We start from the raw sequence: 17,484 nt of genomic DNA, 5'->3' as shown, positions 1-17,484 counted from the left end.
GGTGTCAGCGGGGTGCCGTACAGTCGCAAGTGAGTTGACCTTGTGCACGAAGGGGGAGCGCCGTGGCGACAGCGGAGCGGGCGGCGGAGGCGGGGACGGCGTCCGGGCAGGTCACGGAGGTCGCGTCCGAGCGTGAGCTGCGCGAGCTGGTCGGCGAGCCGAACGACCACGCGGCGCACAAGGTCCGGACCCGGCTGCACGACCTGGACCGGCAGTGGCTGGCGCGCTCGCCGTTCTGTTACGTGGCCACCTCGGACGCCGAGGGGCGGTGCGACGTCTCCCCCAAGGGCGACCCCGCAGGTTTCACGCTGGTGCTGGACGACACCACGATCGCGATACCGGACCGCCCCGGCAACAAGCGCGTGGACGGCTTCCGCAACATCCTCGCCAACCCGCAGGTCGGGCTGGACTACGTCCTCCCGGGCCGCGGCGACACCCTGCGCGTCAACGGCCGCGCCCGCATCCTGAGCGACGCGCCGTTCTTCGACGCCATGGTCGTCAAGGGCCACCGCCCCCGGCTGGCGCTGCTCGTGGAGATCGACGAGGTCTTCTACCACTGCGCCAAGGCGTTCCTGCGCTCCAGGCTGTGGGAGCCGGAGAGCTGGCGGCCCGACGCGCTGCCCTCCCGGGCCCGGATAGCCAAGGGCGTCGAGGTCCCCGACACCCCGCTGGAGCAGCTGGAGGAGCACTACGGCGCGCGGTACGGGGACCGGCTGTACGGCTGAGCCAGCTTCGCCGCGGGCCGGGCCGCCGCCTCGCCGAAGCGGGCCCGCGCCCGGTCCACCGCCGCCTCGATGCGGCGCGCCTTGTCCTCGGCCGGGTCGAACGTCAGCTGCCGGGTGGCCAGTTCGGCCCGGCACAGGTCCTCCGCCCGCAGCGCCACGGACCGGACGCGCGCCCGTTGCAGCCCGAGCGCCGCGTGCAGCGCGTACGCCGCCTCCGTCAGCGCCGGCCCGTGCGCGGTCGGTTCGGGCAGCCGCCGGGTGCGCGTCGTCGTGGAGCGGTCGGCGTAGCGGACGGTGAGGGTGAGCGCGCGGGCCGCCCGGCCGCTGCCGCGCAGCCGGGCGCCGAGGTCGTCCGCGAGCGAGAGCAGCGCGCGGCGCCGCCGGTCCGGATCCAGTTCGTCGTGCGCGAAGCGGTGTTCGGCGCCGATCGAGCGCGCGGCGGCGTTCGGGGTGACCGGGCTCGGGTCCAGCCCGCGGGCCTTGTCGTACACCGCCCGGCCGGTCTTCGCGCCGAGGATGCGCTGCAGGGTCGCGGGCGGCGCGGCGGCGATCCGGCCGACGCTGTCCAGTCCGTACGCACACAGGGCGCGCGCGGTCGCCGGCCCGACGCCGTGCAGCGCGGCGGCCGGTTTGCGGTCGAGGAAGTCCGCGACGGCGTCGCCGGGGACCCGGCGCACCTCGCCGGGCGCCGCGCCCTGCGCCGCCATCCGCGCGAGCAGCGGGTTGCCGGCGACGCCGATGGTGCACCGCACCCCGTACCAGGCCAGCGCCCGCAGCCGGATCAGCTCGGCGATGCCCGCGGCGTCCCGTTCGAAGTAGCGCAGCGCTCCCCGTACGTCGGCCAGCGCGGCGTCCGGCGGCAGTGCCTCGATCACCGGCGTGAACTGGCCGAGCAGCCGCAGGAGATGCCCGTAGGTCTCCTCACCGGGCGGGCCGCCCCGGTCCCCTTCCGCACCGCCGTCCCCGGCGGCCCGGAACCGTACGTACAGCACTTCGGCAGACGTGCCGGGCCCGTCGGCCGTCCCACTCGTCAGCGTCATCCCGCACTCCCCGGACTGGCGTGCCACAACTTCCGTCCCGTACCGGCGCCTTCGCCCGCGGGCCGGAGGTCGGCCCAGGGGTGCAGCTCGTAGCCGGTCTCCAGCCGGATGGTGCGTCCGGCGGCCGGACCGGCCGCGGTCCCGGCAGCGGCGGCCGGGGCCCGATCCGCCGCCCAGGTCGCCTCGGCCGCGGCCGAGCCCGCGCGGCCCGGCTCGCTGTGCACCCGGCGCGGCACCGGCTCCGGTACGGGCCGCGGTCCCGGCGCGCCGTCCGCCGCGCCGGCCGGGTCCGCCGTCCGTGCCCCTTCCGCGAGGTGCGCGGTGACCGCCTCCAGGCCGCCTTCGCGGCGCAGTTCGGCCAGTTCGGCGAGGTTCCAGGCGGCGGCGCCGACCACGCTGAAGCTGCGCGGCCCGCGCCGCTGGACCGTGCCGCGTACGAGCAGCAGCCAGGAGTGGAAGACCGTATGCGCGCAGGTCTCGTGGGAATCGTCGAAGAAGGCGCAGTCGACCAGGCCCGTGCTGTCGTCGAGGGTGGTGAAGATGACCCGGCGGCCGGAGCGGATCGGCGGGGTCTGGGTGGCCGCCTTGGCCCCGGCGACCAGCACCGTCTCCCCGTGCTCCACCTCGCGCAGCCGCTTGGCCGGGACCGCCCCCAGCTCCGCGAGGAACTCCCGGTGGTCGCTCATCAGGTGCCGGGTGGTGTCCATGCCGAGGACGCCCAGCTCGGCGCTGAGCCGTTCGACGTCGCTCAGGTCGGGCAGCCCGGCCGGTTCGACCGCCTCGACGGGCGCGGCGGCACCGTCCCCCGCGTCCAGGGGCAGCTGCCCCGCGGCCACGCCCCGCTGCTGCCCGTGCAGTTCGGCCAGGTGCAGCAGCAGGTCGCGGCGGTTGGCGCCGAAGGCGTCCAGCGCGCCGACACGGGCGAGGCGTTCGGCCACCGGGCGGCTGGGGCGGGCCCGCTGCCACAGGTCGGGGAGCGAGGAGTAGGGCTGCCCCTCCTCGATGCGCCGCGCCTCGGCCTCGCTCATGCCGTGCACGTCGGACAGGGCGAGCCGCAGGCCCCAGACGGCAGGGCCGGCACCGGACCCGGCGGAGTCGGCACCGGACCCGGCCGGACCGGCCGCCGGCTCCGGCCCGGCCTCCGTGGCCCGGCCCCCACCCCCCGAAGCCCGGGTCCCGCCCTCCGGTGTCCGGGTCCCGTCCACCGAACCAGACACCAGTTCGATTCGATGAGTGACCGCCGACCGGTTCACGTCCAACGGCAGCACCGGCACCCCGCGCCGCCGCGCGTCCGCCAGCAGCAGCCGCTTCGGGTACATCCCCGGGTCGTGGGTGAGCAGCCCGGCGTAGAAGGCCGCCGGATGGTGCGCCTTGAGCCAGGCGGACTGGTACGTCGGCACCGCGAAGGCCACCGCGTGCGCCTTGCAGAAGCCGTACGAGCCGAACGCCTCGACGATCTCCCAGGTGCGTTCGACCACCTCGGGCGCGTACCCCCGCCGCCCGGCCCGCTCGGTGAACCAGGCCCGCACCTGTTCCTGGATCCCCGGCCGGGACAGCGCGCGCCGCTTCTCGTCCGCCTCGCCCCGGTCGCAGCCGGTCATGATCCGCAGGATCTCGATGACCTGCTCGTGGAAGACGACCACGCCGTAGGTCTCGCGCAGCGGCCCCTCCAGGTCCGGGTGCGGGTAGCGGGCGGGCCGCCGGCCGTGCCGGGCCTCGATGAAGGGCCGCACCATGTCGGCCGAGACCGGACCGGGGCGGAACAGCGAGATGTCGACCACCAGGTCGTGGAAGGTGGCGGGCTGGAGCCGCCCGACCAGGTCGCGCTGGCCCGGCGACTCGATCTGGAAGCAGCCCAGCGTCTCCGTGGAGCGGATCAGGCCGTACGTGGCGGGGTCGCCGGGCGGCACCTGCGCCGGGTCGTCGAGGTCCACGGTGCGGCCGGTGGCCCGCCCGATCTCGGCGGTCGCGTGCGCCATCGCGGACTGCATCCGTACCCCCAGCACATCCAGCTTGAGCAGTCCCATCTCCTCCACGTCGTCCTTGTCGAACTGCGACATCGGCAGCGGGGAGCCGCCCTCGCCGTCGCGGTACGGGATCTCGCCGCGGGTCGGTACGACGGGCGTACGGGCCAGCAGCGAGGCGTCCGAGAGCAGCACCCCGCACGGGTGCATGGCCATGCCGCGCGGCAGCGCGTCCAGCGCCTCGACCAGGTCCCACATCGGCCCGTACCGCTCCGCTTCCACACCGCGCAGCTCGGGCAGCTCGGCGAGGGCCGCGCGGGCGTCCCGGGCCCGGATGTGCGGGAAGGCCTTGGCCAGCCGGTCCACCTCGGCCGGGTCCATGCCCAGCGCGGCGCCCACGTCCCGTACGGCGTGCCGCACCCGGTAGGTCTCGGGCATGGCGACGGTGGCGACCCGCTCGGTGCCGAACCGGTCGAAGATCGCGCGGTAGACCTCCAGGCGGCGCGCGGACTCCACGTCGATGTCGATGTCGGGCAGCACCGCGCGGCGCTTGGACAGGAAGCGCTCCATCAGCAGGTCCTGTTCGACCGGGTCGGCGTGTGCGATGCCCAGCAGGTGGTTGACCAGCGAGCCCGCGCCCGAGCCGCGCGCGGTGACCCGGATGCCCAGGTCCCGGGTGTCCTGGACGACCTGGGCGACGGTCAGGAAGTACGAGGCGAAGCCGTGGTGCTCGATGATGTCCAGTTCGTGGTCCATCCGCTGCCAGTACTTACGGCGCCGGTCGTAGCCGCGCAGCACCATCCCGGCGGCGCAGCGTGAGCGCAGCACCCGCCCGGCGGTGCGGCGCGCGGCGCCGACCAGGCGCGGTTCGGGGAAGTGGACGGTGCCCAGCCCGAGGCCGCCCTCCGGGTCGACCCGGCACCCGGCGGCCGTCTCCTCGGTCATCTCCAGCAGCCGGCGCGCGGTGCCGGGCCCGAGGCCGGCCGCCTCGGCGACCCGCTCGGCCGTACGGGCCATCGTGTGCGCGTCCTTGAGCCACCGCTCGCCGCTGTCCCGGGCCTCCGGGCGGTGCCGGTCCACCGGCACCAGGCGGCGGGCGGAGTCCAGGACGTCGGCGACCGGGCCCTGGCCGGGGTCGGCGTAGCGGACGGCGTTGGTCAGCACGGCCCGGACGCCGTGTTCGACGGCGAAGCCGAGGGTGCGGGCGGCCAGGCGCAGCGAGCCGGGGCCGGTGCCGGTGCGGCCGTGGTCGACGACCTCCAGGCGCAGCGCGTCACCGAACAGTTCGCGCCAGGGGGCGAGGAGCCGGACGGCGCGGTCGGGGCGGCCGGCGGCCAGCGCGCGGCCGGGTTCGGAGTCCGGGCCGAGCAGGACGGTCACCGCGTCCGGCGCCCCGGCGCGCACCGCTTCGGTGAGGGCGGCCCAGGGCAGTACGGGCCGCGCGGAGTCCCCCGGCAGGGTGGTGGCGTGGGCGGCCGAGACCAGGCGGCAGAGCATGGCCCAGCCGGCCGCGCCGTCCCGGGCGAGGAAGACGGCGCGGGCCGCGGACTCGTCGATGAACGCGCCGCCGCGCACCGGGCCGCGCCGCCGGGCCGCCCCCGGGGCGGCGCCTGGGGCCGGGTGGCCGCCCTCGGGCGGGGCCACCGCCAGTTCGGTGCCGAACAGCGGGCGGACGCCGGCCGCGGCCGCCGCCTTGGCGAAGCGGACGGCGCCGGCGAGGCCGTCCCGGTCGGTCAGCGCGAGGGCGTCCATGCCGCGTTCGGCGGCACGCTCGACGAGGCGTTCCGGGTGGGCGGCGCCGTACCGCAGGGAGAAGCCCGAGGCGGTGTGCAGATGCGTGAACCGTGGCATCCGCGCCTCCTACCGCTCGTGCACCCCCTGACCTGTTCCGCGTCCCCCGTCGCGTTCCCACCATAACGCTTTTCTCGAACAGTCGTACGAAAATCGAACGGCGCCCGGGTCCGGCCCGGCTCCCGCCCCCGATCAGCCCGCCCGGCCTGCGGATTTCCGTGGTGGGACGGAAGATATGGGGCAAAAGGTTCAAGAGCCGGAGATCCGATCTCACCGGATCTCCGGCCCGCAACGGACTGCTCGGTACGACAGGGCGAGGGAGTGGCGCATGGCCACGGCGGACGACGGCACCCGCGGGATCCGGGACCAGGACCCCCACAGCGGCAGCTTCCTCGGGGAGGTGAAGGACGCGGTCTCCGCCCGGGCCGCGCTGCTGATGATCGGGGTACTGGCCCTGACGGCCCTGTTCATCGCGTCGTACGCGGGCGCCTTCCACTCCCCCAAGCCGAAGGACGTGGCACTCGCGGTCGTCGCGCCCCAGCAGCTGAGCGGACAGCTCGTCGAACGGCTCGACAAGCTGCCGGGCTCCCCCCTCGACCCGCGCGCGGCCTCCTCCGAGGCGGACGCGACGCGGCAGCTCAAGGAGCGGGACATCGACGGCGCGCTGATCGTCGACCCGCGCGGCAGCACCGACAAGCTGCTGGTGGCCGGCGGCTCCGGGGCCTCGCTCTCCCAGGCCGTCGAGCAGGTGGTCACCCAGGCGGAGAAGGCGCAGAAGCGCACCGTGCGGGTCCAGGACATCGCCCCCGCCGACAAGGACGACACCCGCGGCCTGTCCTCGTTCTACCTGGTGGTCGGCTGGTGCGTGGGCGGCTACCTGTGCGCCGCGATCCTCGCGATCAGCTTCGGCGCCCGCCCCACCAACCCCAGGCGGGCGGTCATCCGGCTGGGCGCGCTCGCCGTCTACTCGGTCCTCACCGGCCTGGCCGGGGCCGTCGTCATCGGCCCCATCCTGGGCGCCCTGCCCGGCAGCCTCTACGGACTGTGGGGTCTGGGCGCCCTGATCGTGTTCGCGGTGGGCGCCACCACCTTCGCCTTCCAGGCCATCGCCGGGATCATCGGCATCGGCCTGACCATCCTCGTGGTGGTGATCGCCGGCAACCCCAGCGCGGGCGGCGCCTACCCGTACCCCCTGCTGCCGGACTTCTGGCGGGCGATCGGCCCCGCGCTGCCGCCGGGCGCGGGCACCTGGGCGTCCCGCTCCATCGCGTACTTCCACGGCAACGCGGTGACCGGCCCGCTGCTGGTGCTGTCCGCCTGGGCCGTCGCGGGCACCGTCCTGACCCTGGTCTTCGCCGCCCTCACCAAGGGCCGGACGGCGATCAACCGCAGCGAGGTACGGCAGTAGCGGTACGGCGGTGCGGGTCCGAGCACGACGGCGGCGCCTGCCGGGGACGGACGCCGCCGCGCGTCTCACATGTGGGTGCCGCCGTCGATGCGTATCTCCGTACCGGTGATGAACGCGCCGTCCTCGGAGGCGAGCATCGCGATGACGCCCGCGACCGTCTCCGGGGGCGCGAAGCCCTCGCCGATGGCCGGCAGCAGCTTCCCGAACAGGCTCATGTCGGCGTCCGCGGGCAGCCCCGGGTCCGCGGTCATGCCGGACCGCACCGACCCCGGCGCCACACACACCGCGCGCAGCCCCTGCTTGGCGTACTCGCTCGCGATGGCGTGCGTCATGGACTGGATGCCGCCCTTGCTGGCCGCGTACGCCGCCATGTAGGGGTGCGCGAACGCGGCCGAGGTGGAGCTGAAGTTGACCACCACCGGCGCCCGGCCTTCCAGCAGCGCGGGCAGCGCCTCGCGGATCATCAGAAAGGTGCCGGTCAGGTTGACCGCGATGATCCGGTTGAAGGCGTCCAGGCTGGTCTCGTGGGTGTGCGAGGCGCGCAGGATGCCCGCCGCGTTGACCAGGACGTCCAGCCCGCCCAGCGCCTCGACGGCGGCGGCGACGCCCGCGCGCACCGCGGCCTCGTCCGCGATGTCCAGCACCGCGGTGCCCAGCCGGTCACCGTGGCCGTCCGCCGCGGCCCGCTCGGCGGTGGCCTTCAGCCCCGCCTCGCTGATGTCGGCGGCCATCACCCGGCCGCCCTCGGCCAGCACCCGGTGGACGGTGGCCTGCCCGATGCCCGACCCGGCTCCGGTGATCAGGACGCGGCGTCCGTCGAAGCGCTCCATGTGGCTCTCTCCCGCTCTCGGTGTCCGCGTCCGTCGCGGACGACACCGGCACCGTACGCCTTGGTGGCACGTTGTGCCACCTATGCGGGTCGCGCCACCTTGTCGTACGGGCGTCGTAAGCTCGCCCCATGCCCACCGCACCGCGCCCCACCGCACCGGCCCCCACACCCCCGCCGCCCGCCGCCCCCTCCCTGACCGAGCGGCGCAAGGCGGCGACCGAGCTGGAGATCGCGCGCGCCGCCGCGGCGCTGTTCGCCGAGCGCGGCTCCGCCGTCACCGCCGACGACATCGCCCGCGCCGCCGGCGTCGCCCTGCGGACCTTCTACCGCTACTTCCGCACCAAGGAGGACGCGGTCGCGCCGCTGCTCGCCGTCGGGGTACGGCAATGGCTCGCGGAACTGCGCCGGTCGGCCGGAGAGACACTGGCCGCGGAGGCGGACGGGCCGACCGTGCGGGACGCGCTGGAGCGGGCGGCACGGCGGGCGCTGACGCCGTCCGACGAGCGGGCCGCCGAGGCGCTGCGCTGGACGCGCGGGCTGCTGCGGGTGATGCGGGACGACCCGGCGCTGCGCGCGGTCTGGCACCGCGTGCACCACGACTCCGAGGAGGCGCTGATCCCCGTCCTCGCCGAGGTGACGGACGGCGGCCCGCTGGAGGTACGGCTCGCGGCGGCGGCCGCCAACACGGCGATGCGGGTCGCGGTGGAGACCTGGGCCGCGGCGGACGACGGGGCGGACGCGCGGGCGGAGGACCCCGCCGAACTGGTGGCGCGCGGGATGCGCGCGCTGACGGCCGGGCTGCCGGGGCTGGACCGGCGCCGGACATGACATCGGCCACGGCACCGGACAAGGCGCCGGATACGGAACCGGACATGACGCCGGATACGGAACCGGACACGGCGCCGGATACGGAACCGGACACGGCGCCGGATACGGAACCGGACACGGCGCCGGATACGGAACCGGACACGGCGCCGGACATGACACCGCCGGGTCCATGAAGGACCCGGCGGCAGTCTTACGGGGCGCGCCTCACCGAAGCGCCTGTTTACGGAGCGCGCCCCGCCCAAGCGCTTACAGCGCGCGCTCCAGGCGCTCCGCCATCAGCTTCGTGAAGCGGGCCGGGTCGCGCAGTTCGCCGCCCTCGGCGAGCAGCGCCATGCCGTGCAGCAGCTCGGCCGTCCCGGCGAGGTCCGCGTCGTCGGGACGCTCGGCCTGGGCCTTGCGCAGCCCCTCGACCAGCGGGTGACCGGGGTTCAGCTCCAGGATGCGCTTGGCCTCGGGCAGTTCCTGGCCCATGGCGCGGTACATGTTGCGCAGCGCCGGGGTCACATCGTCGGTGTCCGAGACGATGCAGGCCGGGGAGACGGTCAGGCGGGAGGACAGCCGTACCTCCTTGACCTGCTCGCCGAGCCGCTCCGTCATCCAGGACAGCAGCCCCGCGAAGTCCTCCTGCCGCTTCTCCCGCTCGGCCTTGGCCTCCTCGGTCTCCTCCTCGGCGAGGTCGGCCTCGCCCTTGGCGATCGACCGCAGTTCCTTGCCGTCGAACTCGGGGACGGTCTCGACCCACACCTCGTCGACCGGGTCGGTCAGCAGCAGCACCTCGTAGCCCTTGTCCCGGAAGGCCTCCATGTGCGGCGAGTTCTCGATGGCGGTACGGGACTCGCCGGTCATGTAGTAGATGTGCTCCTGGCCCTCCTTCATGCGCTCGACGTACTGCTGGAGGGTGGCCGGCTCCTCCGGGTCGTGGGTGGTGGCGAAGGAGGCGATACGGAGGATGGCGTCGCGGTTCTCGTGGTCGCTGAGCAGGCCCTCCTTGACGACCCGGCCGAACTCCCGCCAGAACGTGGCGTAGTTCTCCGGGCGCTGCGTCATCATCTCCTTGACCGTGGACAGCACCTTCTTCACCAGCCGGCGGTGCATGAGCTGGATCTGCCGGTCCTGCTGGAGGATCTCGCGGGAGACGTTCAGCGACAGGTCCTGGGCGTCGACGACACCCTTGACGAAGCGCAGGTACTCGGGCAGCAGCGCTTCGCAGTGGTCCATGATGAAGACGCGCTTCACATAGAGCTGCACGCCGCGCTTGTGGTCCCGCGCGAACAGGTCCTGGGGCGCGCGGGAGGGCAGGAACAGCAGCGCCTGGTACTCGAACGTGCCCTCCGCCTGCATGCGCAGGGTTTCGAGCGGGTCGGTCCAGTCGTGGCTGATGTGCTTGTACAGCTCGTGGTACTCCTCGTCGCTCACCTCGTCCCGGGAGCGCGCCCACAGCGCCTTCATCGAGTTGAGCGTCTCGGGCTCGGGAGCGGCCTTCTCCTCCTCGCCGTCCCCCTCCCCGTCCTTCTGCCCGGCCGGGGCCTCGGCGGCCATCCGGACCGGCCAGGTGATGAAGTCGGAGTACCGCTTGACGATCTCCCGGATCTTCCAGCGGGAGGTGTAGTCGAAGAGCTGGTCCTCCTTGTCCACCGGCTTGAGGTGCAGCGTGACGGCCGTGCCCTGCGGCGCGTCCTCGACCGGCTCGACGGTGTACGTGCCCTCGCCGGTGGACGACCAGCGCGTGCCCTCGCTCTGGCCCGCGCGCCGGGTCACCAGCGTGACCTTGTCCGCGACCATGAACGCCGCGTAGAAGCCGACGCCGAACTGTCCGATGAGCCCTTCCGCGGTGGCCTCGTCCTTGGCCTGCTTCAGCTCCTGGAGGAACTTGGCGGTCCCGGAGTTGGCGATGGTCCCGATGAGCTGGACCACCTCGTCGTGCGACATGCCGATGCCGTTGTCGCGGACGGTGAGGGTACGCGCCTCGGCATCGGTCTCGATGTCGATGTGCAGGTCGGAGACGTCGGCGTCGAGTGTGTCGTCGCGCAGCGCTTCGAGCCGCAGTTTGTCCAGCGCGTCGGAGGCGTTGGAGATCAGCTCGCGCAGGAACACGTCCTTGTTCGAGTAGATCGAGTGGATCATCATCTGCAGGAGCTGGCGTGCTTCTACTTGGAACTCGAACGTCTCGGTCGGCATATTCGTGTATTCCTTCTCGTGTCACCAGGTGACGGGCCTTCCCGAGAACTCTAGATCAGCCGGTCGGTCCGGGTATGCCCTTCCCCGCGGCGGCCACCGGCCGGACCTGCGCGGCGGTCAGGACGCGGGCGCTCCGCTGCCGCCCTCCGTCCCCAGGCCCTGCGGGTCCGGACGGCCGGCCAGGCGGCGGTCCAGTTCCTGCGGCCACTGCCGGAGGGTCTCGGCGTCCATCGTCGCCAGCCGCGCGTCGACCGGCCCGGCCCGCTCCGGCCCGCAGACCGGCGCCACCGTGGCGTACAGGGCGCGCAGCCGCCGCTGGACCTGCACCGAGGCGGCGCCGAAGTGGCGGATCTCGTCCGTGCCGAGGCACACGTAGTCGGCCCAGGAACGGGTGCGGTGGGTGAACGCCGCCGGCCGGGCGGCGGGCGTGGGCGCCGTCCGCGGGGCGAGCAGCACCAGGAGATCTTCGATGTGGTCCAGTACCTGTACGGCCCGGCCCGGGTCGTTGACGGCCGGGGACAGCGCCTTGAGGGCGATGTCCACCAGGGCGCGCAGCGCTCCGGCCGGGTCGCCGGACACGCTCTGCGTCTCGCCGAACAGCAGGCAGCGCAGCAGTGCCCGGCGGCGGATCCGGCCGCCGGGCCCATGCACGACGAACAGCGGCGCCTCCAGCGCCACGAAGTCCCCCACGACGGGAACGAGTTCCAGGCGCACGCCCCGTCTGCGGGCCAGCCGCTCCAGCCGCCGCGCGTCGAAAGCCAGCAGCACCTGGCCGCCGCGCGGCGGCGCGCCCAGCCGCAGCACCTCGGGCGCACCCTCCTCGTGCGCGCCGCCCTCCTCGTGCGCGCCGCCCTCCGGGGGTGCTCCGACGTGCGCGGGCGGGCCGGACGGGTGGGTACGGAACACCGCCCGCCGCCCCTCGGTGGCCAGCGTGCGCAGCAGCGCGCCGGAGTTCAGCACGCTGCTCACCCGCGCCACGAGCGCGAAGAACAGCACCGCGCAGACGACCGAGAGGCCGATGGCGAACAGCATCGACAGGACGGGCCGGTAGTCCTCCTCGCGGACGGCCAGCCGCACCGACACCATCAGGGTGTAGACGAAGGTCGCCATGAAGGTGCCCATGGCCCAGCGCATGACGGGTTCCTGCTGGAGGATCGGCACCACGCGGACGGACAGCTGGGCGGCGCCGAACTGCATGGCGAGCGTGAGCGCGGTGAAGACCAGACCGGTCAGCGTGATCATGCCGCCCGCGACGGCGCCGAGCAGGGTGGACATCGATCCGGAGTCCAGGTGCGGGAAGAACTGCTCGCCCAGGTCCCGCTGGAGGTGGGTGAACTCCCGGTCGGCCGCCGGCAGCAGCCAGGACAGGAACAGGCCGACGAGCAGCAGGACCACCGGCAGCTTCCACACCCGGTGGGTGCGCAGCCTGCGGCGCGTGCGGTACCAGCGCCATCCGCCCATGACGGTTCTCTCCTCGCGCCACTGACAAGTACCGCAAAGTTACCGTAACCGGGCATACGGCACGCCGCTCACACGTCCGGACACGCCCCGCCGTCACCACCGACAACCACCCAGCCCCTCCCAACACCCCCTTCAGCAACCACACTTCGGCCATTAGCGGCGAACCCGCACGAGCCTCCAGCGCCCTCTCGAACAACAGGAGTTGGCCGCTTTTCATCGCACACCCGGCCCGTCCGGAACCCGGCGCCCCACATGTTCCCGCTGACCGCGCGGCATAGCACACATCGCGTACCGAAACGCCCACCACTCGACTTCACGCCACCACGCTGAGTTTTCAACCAACGACTGGAAGTCACCGATCGATGTGCTTTCCTGATGCGCCTCGGCCAGACTCCTCGGTGTCCGGCATTCGAGACGACAACCGAAGGAGAGTTCGAAAATGCGGTACATCACTGGAGGGATCGCGCTCGGCGCGGCGCTCGCACTCGGCGGTCTGGCCACCACGGCCCAGGCCCAGCCCGCGACGCCGAAGAGCCTGTACGCGCCCTCCGAGTTGGTGCTCACCGTCGGGTACGGGGACACCGCCGCGACGGCCTCCATCCAGCGTGCGGTGACGCTGAGCTGTAGCTCGGCCGGGACCGGCACGCACCCCATGGCGCGCGCCGCCTGCGCCGAACTCCGGACCGCGAACGGCGACTTCAACAAGATCACCAAGGCCGCCTCGGACCGTATGTGCACCAAGGAGTACAACCCCGTCGTGGTGACGGCGAACGGGGTCTGGCAGGGCCGCCGCGTCGCGTACGAGCACACCTTCGCCAACCCCTGCGCGATGGAGGGCGGCAAGGGCCTGGTCTTCGAGTTCTGACCGGGTGGTGATCCACTGAGCGGTCCGGCCGCCGCGGCCTCCCGGCCGTACCGCGCACCGGCCCCCGGACATCCGCAGGGATGTCCGGGGGCCGGCCCCGTTCCGGCACGGCTCCCCTCCGGCTCGGCCCCCCTACGGCCCGTCAGCGCACCGAGGCGGTCCGCGCGGACCGGGCCCGGCGGACCCCCTCCAGCACCACGACCAGCCCGAGGGCCAGCGCGAACGCCAACAGCATCCCCTTGACCGGCTCCTCGGCGAAACGGGCCCCTCCCACCGCGCCGATCGCCGTGCTCGACACCGCCCACAGGCCCGCGCCGACGGCGTCCAGCAGCACGAACCGCCGCACCGGGAAGCGCAAGGCGCCGGTGGACAGGCCCGCCGCCACCCGCCCGCCGGGCAGGAACCGCGCCGCCACCACCAGGGAGGTGCCGTGCCGTTCGACCGCCGCGCACGCCCAGGCGTAGCGCCTTCGGCCGTGCTCCCCACGCAGCAGCCGCGCGGTCAGCCGCGGGCCGCCCCACCGCCCGATCACATGGCTCAGGCAGTCCCCGCACAGCGCGCCCGCCGCCGCCACCGCCGCGAGCGCGGCGAGCCGCGGCAGGTCGGTGCCGAGCAGCACCGCCACCATCACCACGGTGGTCTCGCTCGGCATGAACGGCAGCAGCGCGTCCAGCCCGGCCACCCCGAAGACGACCGCCCACAGCCACGGCGAGTCCAGCTGCGCCCGCAGCAGCTCCACCGCCTGGTTCAGCACCTCACCCATGGGCGGGCGGCTCCCCCGCGCGGATGACGTGCTGGGCCCGCTCGGCCAGGACGCGGCGGTCCCCGGCGGGTTCCAGCGGCGGGTGGACGGTCACCCGTACGGTGAGCCCGCCGGCCGCGGCCACCCGGTGCAGCGAACGGCCGAACCCCTCGTCGCCCAGGAAGGCCGCCACCGTGCTCGGCATGCCGTGCTGGGCGTAGGCGACCGTCACCGGCCGTACGGGAGCGCCCGCGTCGACCGCCGCCTGGAAGGTCGCCCGCCGGAACCGGCCGGCCGCCGCCGAACACCAGGTCGTGCCCTGCGGGAAGACCAGCACGGAACGTCCTTCGCGCAGCAGCCCGGCCAGTTCCGCCACCACGTGCGGCAGGGTGCGCAGGCCCTCCCGGTCGATGAACCGGGTGCCCGCCTTCCTGGCGAGCGGCCCCAGCAGCGGCCATCGGCCGATCTCCCGCTTGGCCAGCACCGTCACCGGCTCCACGGCCAGCAGCGTCAGCACGTCCAGCCAGGAGATGTGGTCGGCGACGATCAGCGTCCCGGGACCGTCCGGCGGGCGCGGCACGCTGAGCGGTCCACGGCCCGGAGCCGGGGCGGGAGCGGCACGGGGGCTGCCGTACGTCCCCGGTCCACCAGCCGCACGGGCACCGCCGTACGCTCCCGGAGCGTCTGCCGCCCCCGGCACCGTCACCGCCACCCGCACCCCCAGCGCCCGCAGCACCGCGGCGGCCCGGAGCCGCATGGTCCGCCGGTCGGCGAGCCGCTCCCCCGCGGCGGCTCCCGCGGCCAGCGCCCCGGCCAGCGCGGCGCAGCGGCCGGCGAGGCGGGCCACGGACACCCGCGGGACGGTGTGCCGGGCGCAGCGCGGGGTGCAGGTCGAGGTCGCGGCCCACGCGTTCACCGGGATTCCCCGAGGAAGAAGCGGCGGTAGCGGTCGTTGAGCCGCTCCATGTCCAGGAGGACGAAGAAGTCCGCGACGCCGAACTCCGGGTCGTGGGCCGGGGCTCCGCACATCCAGGCGCCGATGCGGAGGTAGCCGCGCAGCAGCGGGGGCAGCCGCGCGTAACTCGGGCCGCCCGCGCGCTCTCCGTCCGGCGCACCGGCCCGTGGCGCTCGCGCGTCGGGCGGTTGGGCTATCCACGGCCGCCGTGGGTGGACGCGCAGGTCCGGTGGCGATGCGTGCCGGGTGGAACCGAGCAGCCAGGCGTCGGCGGCGGCGCGCCCGCCGTCGTCGAGCGGTACGGAGGCGCAGCCGGCCAGGTAGCGGTGTCCGGACAGCGTGACGTAGCGCGCGAGCGCCGCCCACATCTGGTTGACGACCGCGCCGGAGCGGTGGCGGGGGTGGACGCACGAGCGGCCCGCCTCGACCGTCCCCGCCCGCAGGCCGTGCAGGGCGCGCAGGTCGAACTCGGTCGCGGAGTAGGAGCGTTCGGTGCGGCCGGGCGGGAGCAGCCGGTAGGTGCCGACCACCTCACCGGTGGCCGTCTCGGTGACGACGAGGTGGTCCGCCAGGTCGTCGAAGTCGTCCATGTCGTGCCCTGGCAGGGGCGTGGGGAGCGTGGCCCCCATCTCCTCGGCGAAGACCGCGTACCGCAGCCGCTGCGCGGCCCGGATCTGGGCGGGTGTCTCGGCGAGGGAGGTGACGTAGGCGGGGCGGCCGTCCGGCGGGGCCGGGGCGGCGGGCCGGGCGGCGGCCGGAGCCGTGGTCGGCGCCGGGGCGGGTGAGGCGGTCGGCAGCATGGCGGGGTCCTGTCCTCGTGCGGGAACCGGTCGCCTACGACGCTAGGAATCCCGCCCCGCCCGCACATTGCCCGAAAGGCATCCGCGACCCCCTACTTTCGTCGGGCCCCTCCCGGTCCGTCGGGTGCACTCCGCGGGCCGGTCCGCGGCCCGCGCTGCCGCCCCGCCCCCTCCACGGGGCGGCAGCGCGGGCGCCCTCGCGCCGCCCGCCGGAACAGCACGGCGCTCGGCTCACCGGTACCTGCCGGATTCTTTTCGGCCACGGGGCTGGTGCATCATTAGAGCCAGCCGCACCGGGCTTGGCAAATCCGTTCCGGCCGCCGAACGGGAAAAGCCGGTACGGCAATTCGGCGCCGGGCTCCCGACTTCCTGAAGTCGTCGCGACCCTCACCATGAAAACAGGGTCATACCGGACATTTGTCGGTCGTTTCCCCGAAAGACGGCATCCCTGAGAGGTGTCTCACATCCCCTTGGAATCGGCGGGTCACATGACATTCCCGTCAACATTTCAACGGCCCGTACCGGCATCATGTAAACGATTCCCCAACGGCCACCGGCCGGCCGCCCGGCGCCCGCCACTCGCCCGCGTACCGCCTCCCGGCCGGTGGAACCGGCCCGCCGGAACCAGGCCGCCGGTATTTACACAGACTTCTTTCCTATTCTTTTGCCGCCCGCGTCCGGAAAACGGAAACGGTCCCCGGCCGCAATTGCGTCCGGGGACCGTTCCGCTACGGAATGACGGTGCTGCCGCGCCGGCGCCGGCCGGCGGGCGGTGTCAGCCGATCTGCGCGCCGACCGCCTTCAGGGCCGCCGGGACCGGCTGGAAGTAGGTCTCGCCGCCCGAGGAGCAGTTGCCGCTGCCGCCCGAGGTCAGACCCAGCGCCGAGTCGCCGTCGTACAGCGCGCCGCCGCTGTCGCCGGGTTCGGCGCAGACATCGGTCTGGATCAGCCCCTCGACCGTGCCCTCCTGGTAGTTGACGCTCGCGTTCAGCGCCTTGACCGTGCCGTCGTGCACCTGGGTGGTGCTGCCGCTGCGCGTGACCTTCTGGCCGACGGTGGCCTCGGCCGCCTTGGTGATCTTCTGCGGGCCGCCGCCGTAGGTGTTCACCTCGCTCGGGTGGGCGATGTCCGCGGTGTACTTGGCGATGGCGTAGTCGCTGCCGGGGAACTTGGAGTCCTCGGTGCTGGCGATCTCCTGGCCGCCCTGCTTGTCGGACCAGGACTTGACGGCGTTGCCGCAGTGGCCGGCCGTGAGGAAGTACGGCTGGCCGCCCTTGGTGACGTTGAAGCCGAGCGAGCAGCGCGAGCTGCTCCCCCAGATCGCGTCGCCGCCGGCGATGAACGGGGTGAACTTCCCCGCGCTGTGGCGCAGCTCGGCCTTGCCGCCGAGCTCCTTGACGACCTTGTTCAGTTTGTTCAGCTGTGCGCCCGAGACCGTGCGGTCGGCGGTGACGACGACCTTGTTCAGGCGCGGGTCCATGGCCCAGGCGGTGCCGGGGATGGTGGCCCGCTGCTTGAGCGTCGCCCGGGCCGCGTCGAGCTGGGCGAGGCTGTGCCGGACCATTCTGGCCTCGGCGCCCTTGGCCCGTACGGCGTCGGCCGCCTTCCGGTCGACGACGTTGACCACCAGCTTCTTGGCCCGTGCGTCGTAGTAGGAGCCCGCCGCGTGGTTGCTGAGCTGGGACGCGAGCGCGGTGGCCGCGGCGGGGGTCAGCTGCTTCACGGCCGGGCCGTCCGCCGCGTTGGCGTTGGCCAGGGAGAGGGTGGCGGTGGTCGCGAGAGCCAGGGCTCCCGCGCCGGCCAGGACCGCGCGCCGCTGGGAATTCCGTCGGTGCTTCAACTCAAAGCCTCCCGTGGGGGGATGGGCCGCGGTGTGTGGGGGGCCGCGTGCCCGGAGG

Annotated in this window: 13 protein-coding genes; 4 read left to right on the top strand and 9 right to left on the bottom strand. The window is 73.9% G+C overall.

Features of this window, described 5'->3' with window-relative positions; genetic code table 11:
- The first annotated feature begins 62 nt into the window (after positions 1–62).
- A complete protein-coding gene (locus CP973_RS13160; RefSeq protein ID WP_150240410.1) occupies positions 63–725 on the top strand; it encodes a pyridoxamine 5'-phosphate oxidase family protein in 663 nt (220 codons plus the stop codon).
- Here CP973_RS13160 and CP973_RS13155 read toward each other — a convergent pair.
- Both CP973_RS13155 and CP973_RS13150 read right to left on the bottom strand, forming a co-directional pair.
- Entirely contained in the window at positions 689–1,765 is a 1,077-nt protein-coding gene (locus CP973_RS13155; protein ID WP_150240408.1) for a DNA polymerase Y family protein, read from the bottom strand. The genes CP973_RS13160 and CP973_RS13155 overlap by 37 nt on opposite strands.
- Positions 1,762–5,580 carry a DNA polymerase III subunit alpha gene (locus CP973_RS13150; protein ID WP_150240407.1) on the bottom strand — a complete coding sequence of 1,273 codons (3,819 nt, stop codon included), beginning with the start codon at positions 5,578–5,580 and terminating at the stop codon, positions 1,762–1,764. Before CP973_RS13150 ends, CP973_RS13155 begins: the two co-directional genes overlap by 4 nt.
- A gap of 268 nt (positions 5,581–5,848) precedes the next feature.
- Between CP973_RS13150 and CP973_RS13145 the strand changes: the two genes are divergently transcribed.
- Positions 5,849–6,928, top strand: a complete 1,080-nt coding sequence (locus CP973_RS13145; protein ID WP_150240405.1) for an ABC transporter permease — start codon at positions 5,849–5,851, stop codon at positions 6,926–6,928.
- Between the two features lie 65 nt (positions 6,929–6,993).
- On the opposite strand, the gene CP973_RS13140 is transcribed toward CP973_RS13145, so the two are convergent.
- Positions 6,994–7,758 carry an SDR family NAD(P)-dependent oxidoreductase gene (locus CP973_RS13140; protein WP_150240403.1) on the bottom strand — a complete coding sequence of 255 codons (765 nt, stop codon included), beginning with the start codon at positions 7,756–7,758 and terminating at the stop codon, positions 6,994–6,996.
- 128 nt (positions 7,759–7,886) lie between these two features.
- Here CP973_RS13140 and CP973_RS13135 point away from each other — a divergent pair, with 128 nt between their 5' ends.
- A complete protein-coding gene (locus CP973_RS13135) occupies positions 7,887–8,585 on the top strand; it encodes a TetR family transcriptional regulator (RefSeq protein ID WP_150240401.1) in 699 nt (232 codons plus the stop codon).
- A 246-nt stretch (positions 8,586–8,831) separates the two neighbouring features.
- On the opposite strand, the gene htpG is transcribed toward CP973_RS13135, so the two are convergent.
- A complete protein-coding gene (htpG, locus tag CP973_RS13125) occupies positions 8,832–10,763 on the bottom strand; it encodes a molecular chaperone HtpG (RefSeq protein WP_150240398.1) in 1,932 nt (643 codons plus the stop codon).
- A gap of 117 nt (positions 10,764–10,880) precedes the next feature.
- Positions 10,881–12,224, bottom strand: coding sequence for a DUF2254 family protein (locus CP973_RS13120; RefSeq protein WP_150240396.1), 1,344 nt, complete (start codon positions 12,222–12,224; stop codon positions 10,881–10,883).
- A gap of 439 nt (positions 12,225–12,663) precedes the next feature.
- Between CP973_RS13120 and CP973_RS13115 the strand changes: the two genes are divergently transcribed.
- Positions 12,664–13,089 carry a subtilase-type protease inhibitor gene (locus tag CP973_RS13115; RefSeq protein WP_150240394.1) on the top strand — a complete coding sequence of 142 codons (426 nt, stop codon included), beginning with the start codon at positions 12,664–12,666 and terminating at the stop codon, positions 13,087–13,089.
- A gap of 142 nt (positions 13,090–13,231) precedes the next feature.
- Here the strand turns inward: CP973_RS13115 and CP973_RS13110 are convergent, their stop codons facing one another.
- The 4 genes from CP973_RS13110 to CP973_RS13095 all read right to left on the bottom strand — a co-directional run bounded on the left by CP973_RS13110 (position 13,232) and on the right by CP973_RS13095 (position 17,426).
- Positions 13,232–13,852, bottom strand: coding sequence for a DedA family protein (locus CP973_RS13110; protein ID WP_150240392.1), 621 nt, complete (start codon positions 13,850–13,852; stop codon positions 13,232–13,234).
- Positions 13,845–14,747, bottom strand: a complete 903-nt coding sequence (locus CP973_RS13105) for a lysophospholipid acyltransferase family protein (protein ID WP_244409447.1) — start codon at positions 14,745–14,747, stop codon at positions 13,845–13,847. Before CP973_RS13105 ends, CP973_RS13110 begins: the two co-directional genes overlap by 8 nt.
- Positions 14,744–15,586: a GNAT family N-acetyltransferase gene (locus tag CP973_RS13100; protein WP_150240390.1), complete on the bottom strand. Its 843-nt coding sequence runs from the start codon at positions 15,584–15,586 to the stop codon at positions 14,744–14,746. The genes CP973_RS13105 and CP973_RS13100 overlap by 4 nt, the downstream gene beginning before the upstream one ends.
- 775 nt (positions 15,587–16,361) lie before the next feature.
- A complete protein-coding gene (locus CP973_RS13095; RefSeq protein ID WP_150240388.1) occupies positions 16,362–17,426 on the bottom strand; it encodes a S1 family peptidase in 1,065 nt (354 codons plus the stop codon).
- Between the last annotated feature and the right edge of the window lie 58 nt (positions 17,427–17,484).

Source organism: Streptomyces albofaciens JCM 4342, assembly GCF_008634025.1.
In the GTDB taxonomy this organism is placed as follows: domain Bacteria; phylum Actinomycetota; class Actinomycetes; order Streptomycetales; family Streptomycetaceae; genus Streptomyces; species Streptomyces albofaciens.
Note: the sequence above shows the minus strand (reverse complement) of the source record. Positions and strands in the feature narration are given on the sequence as shown.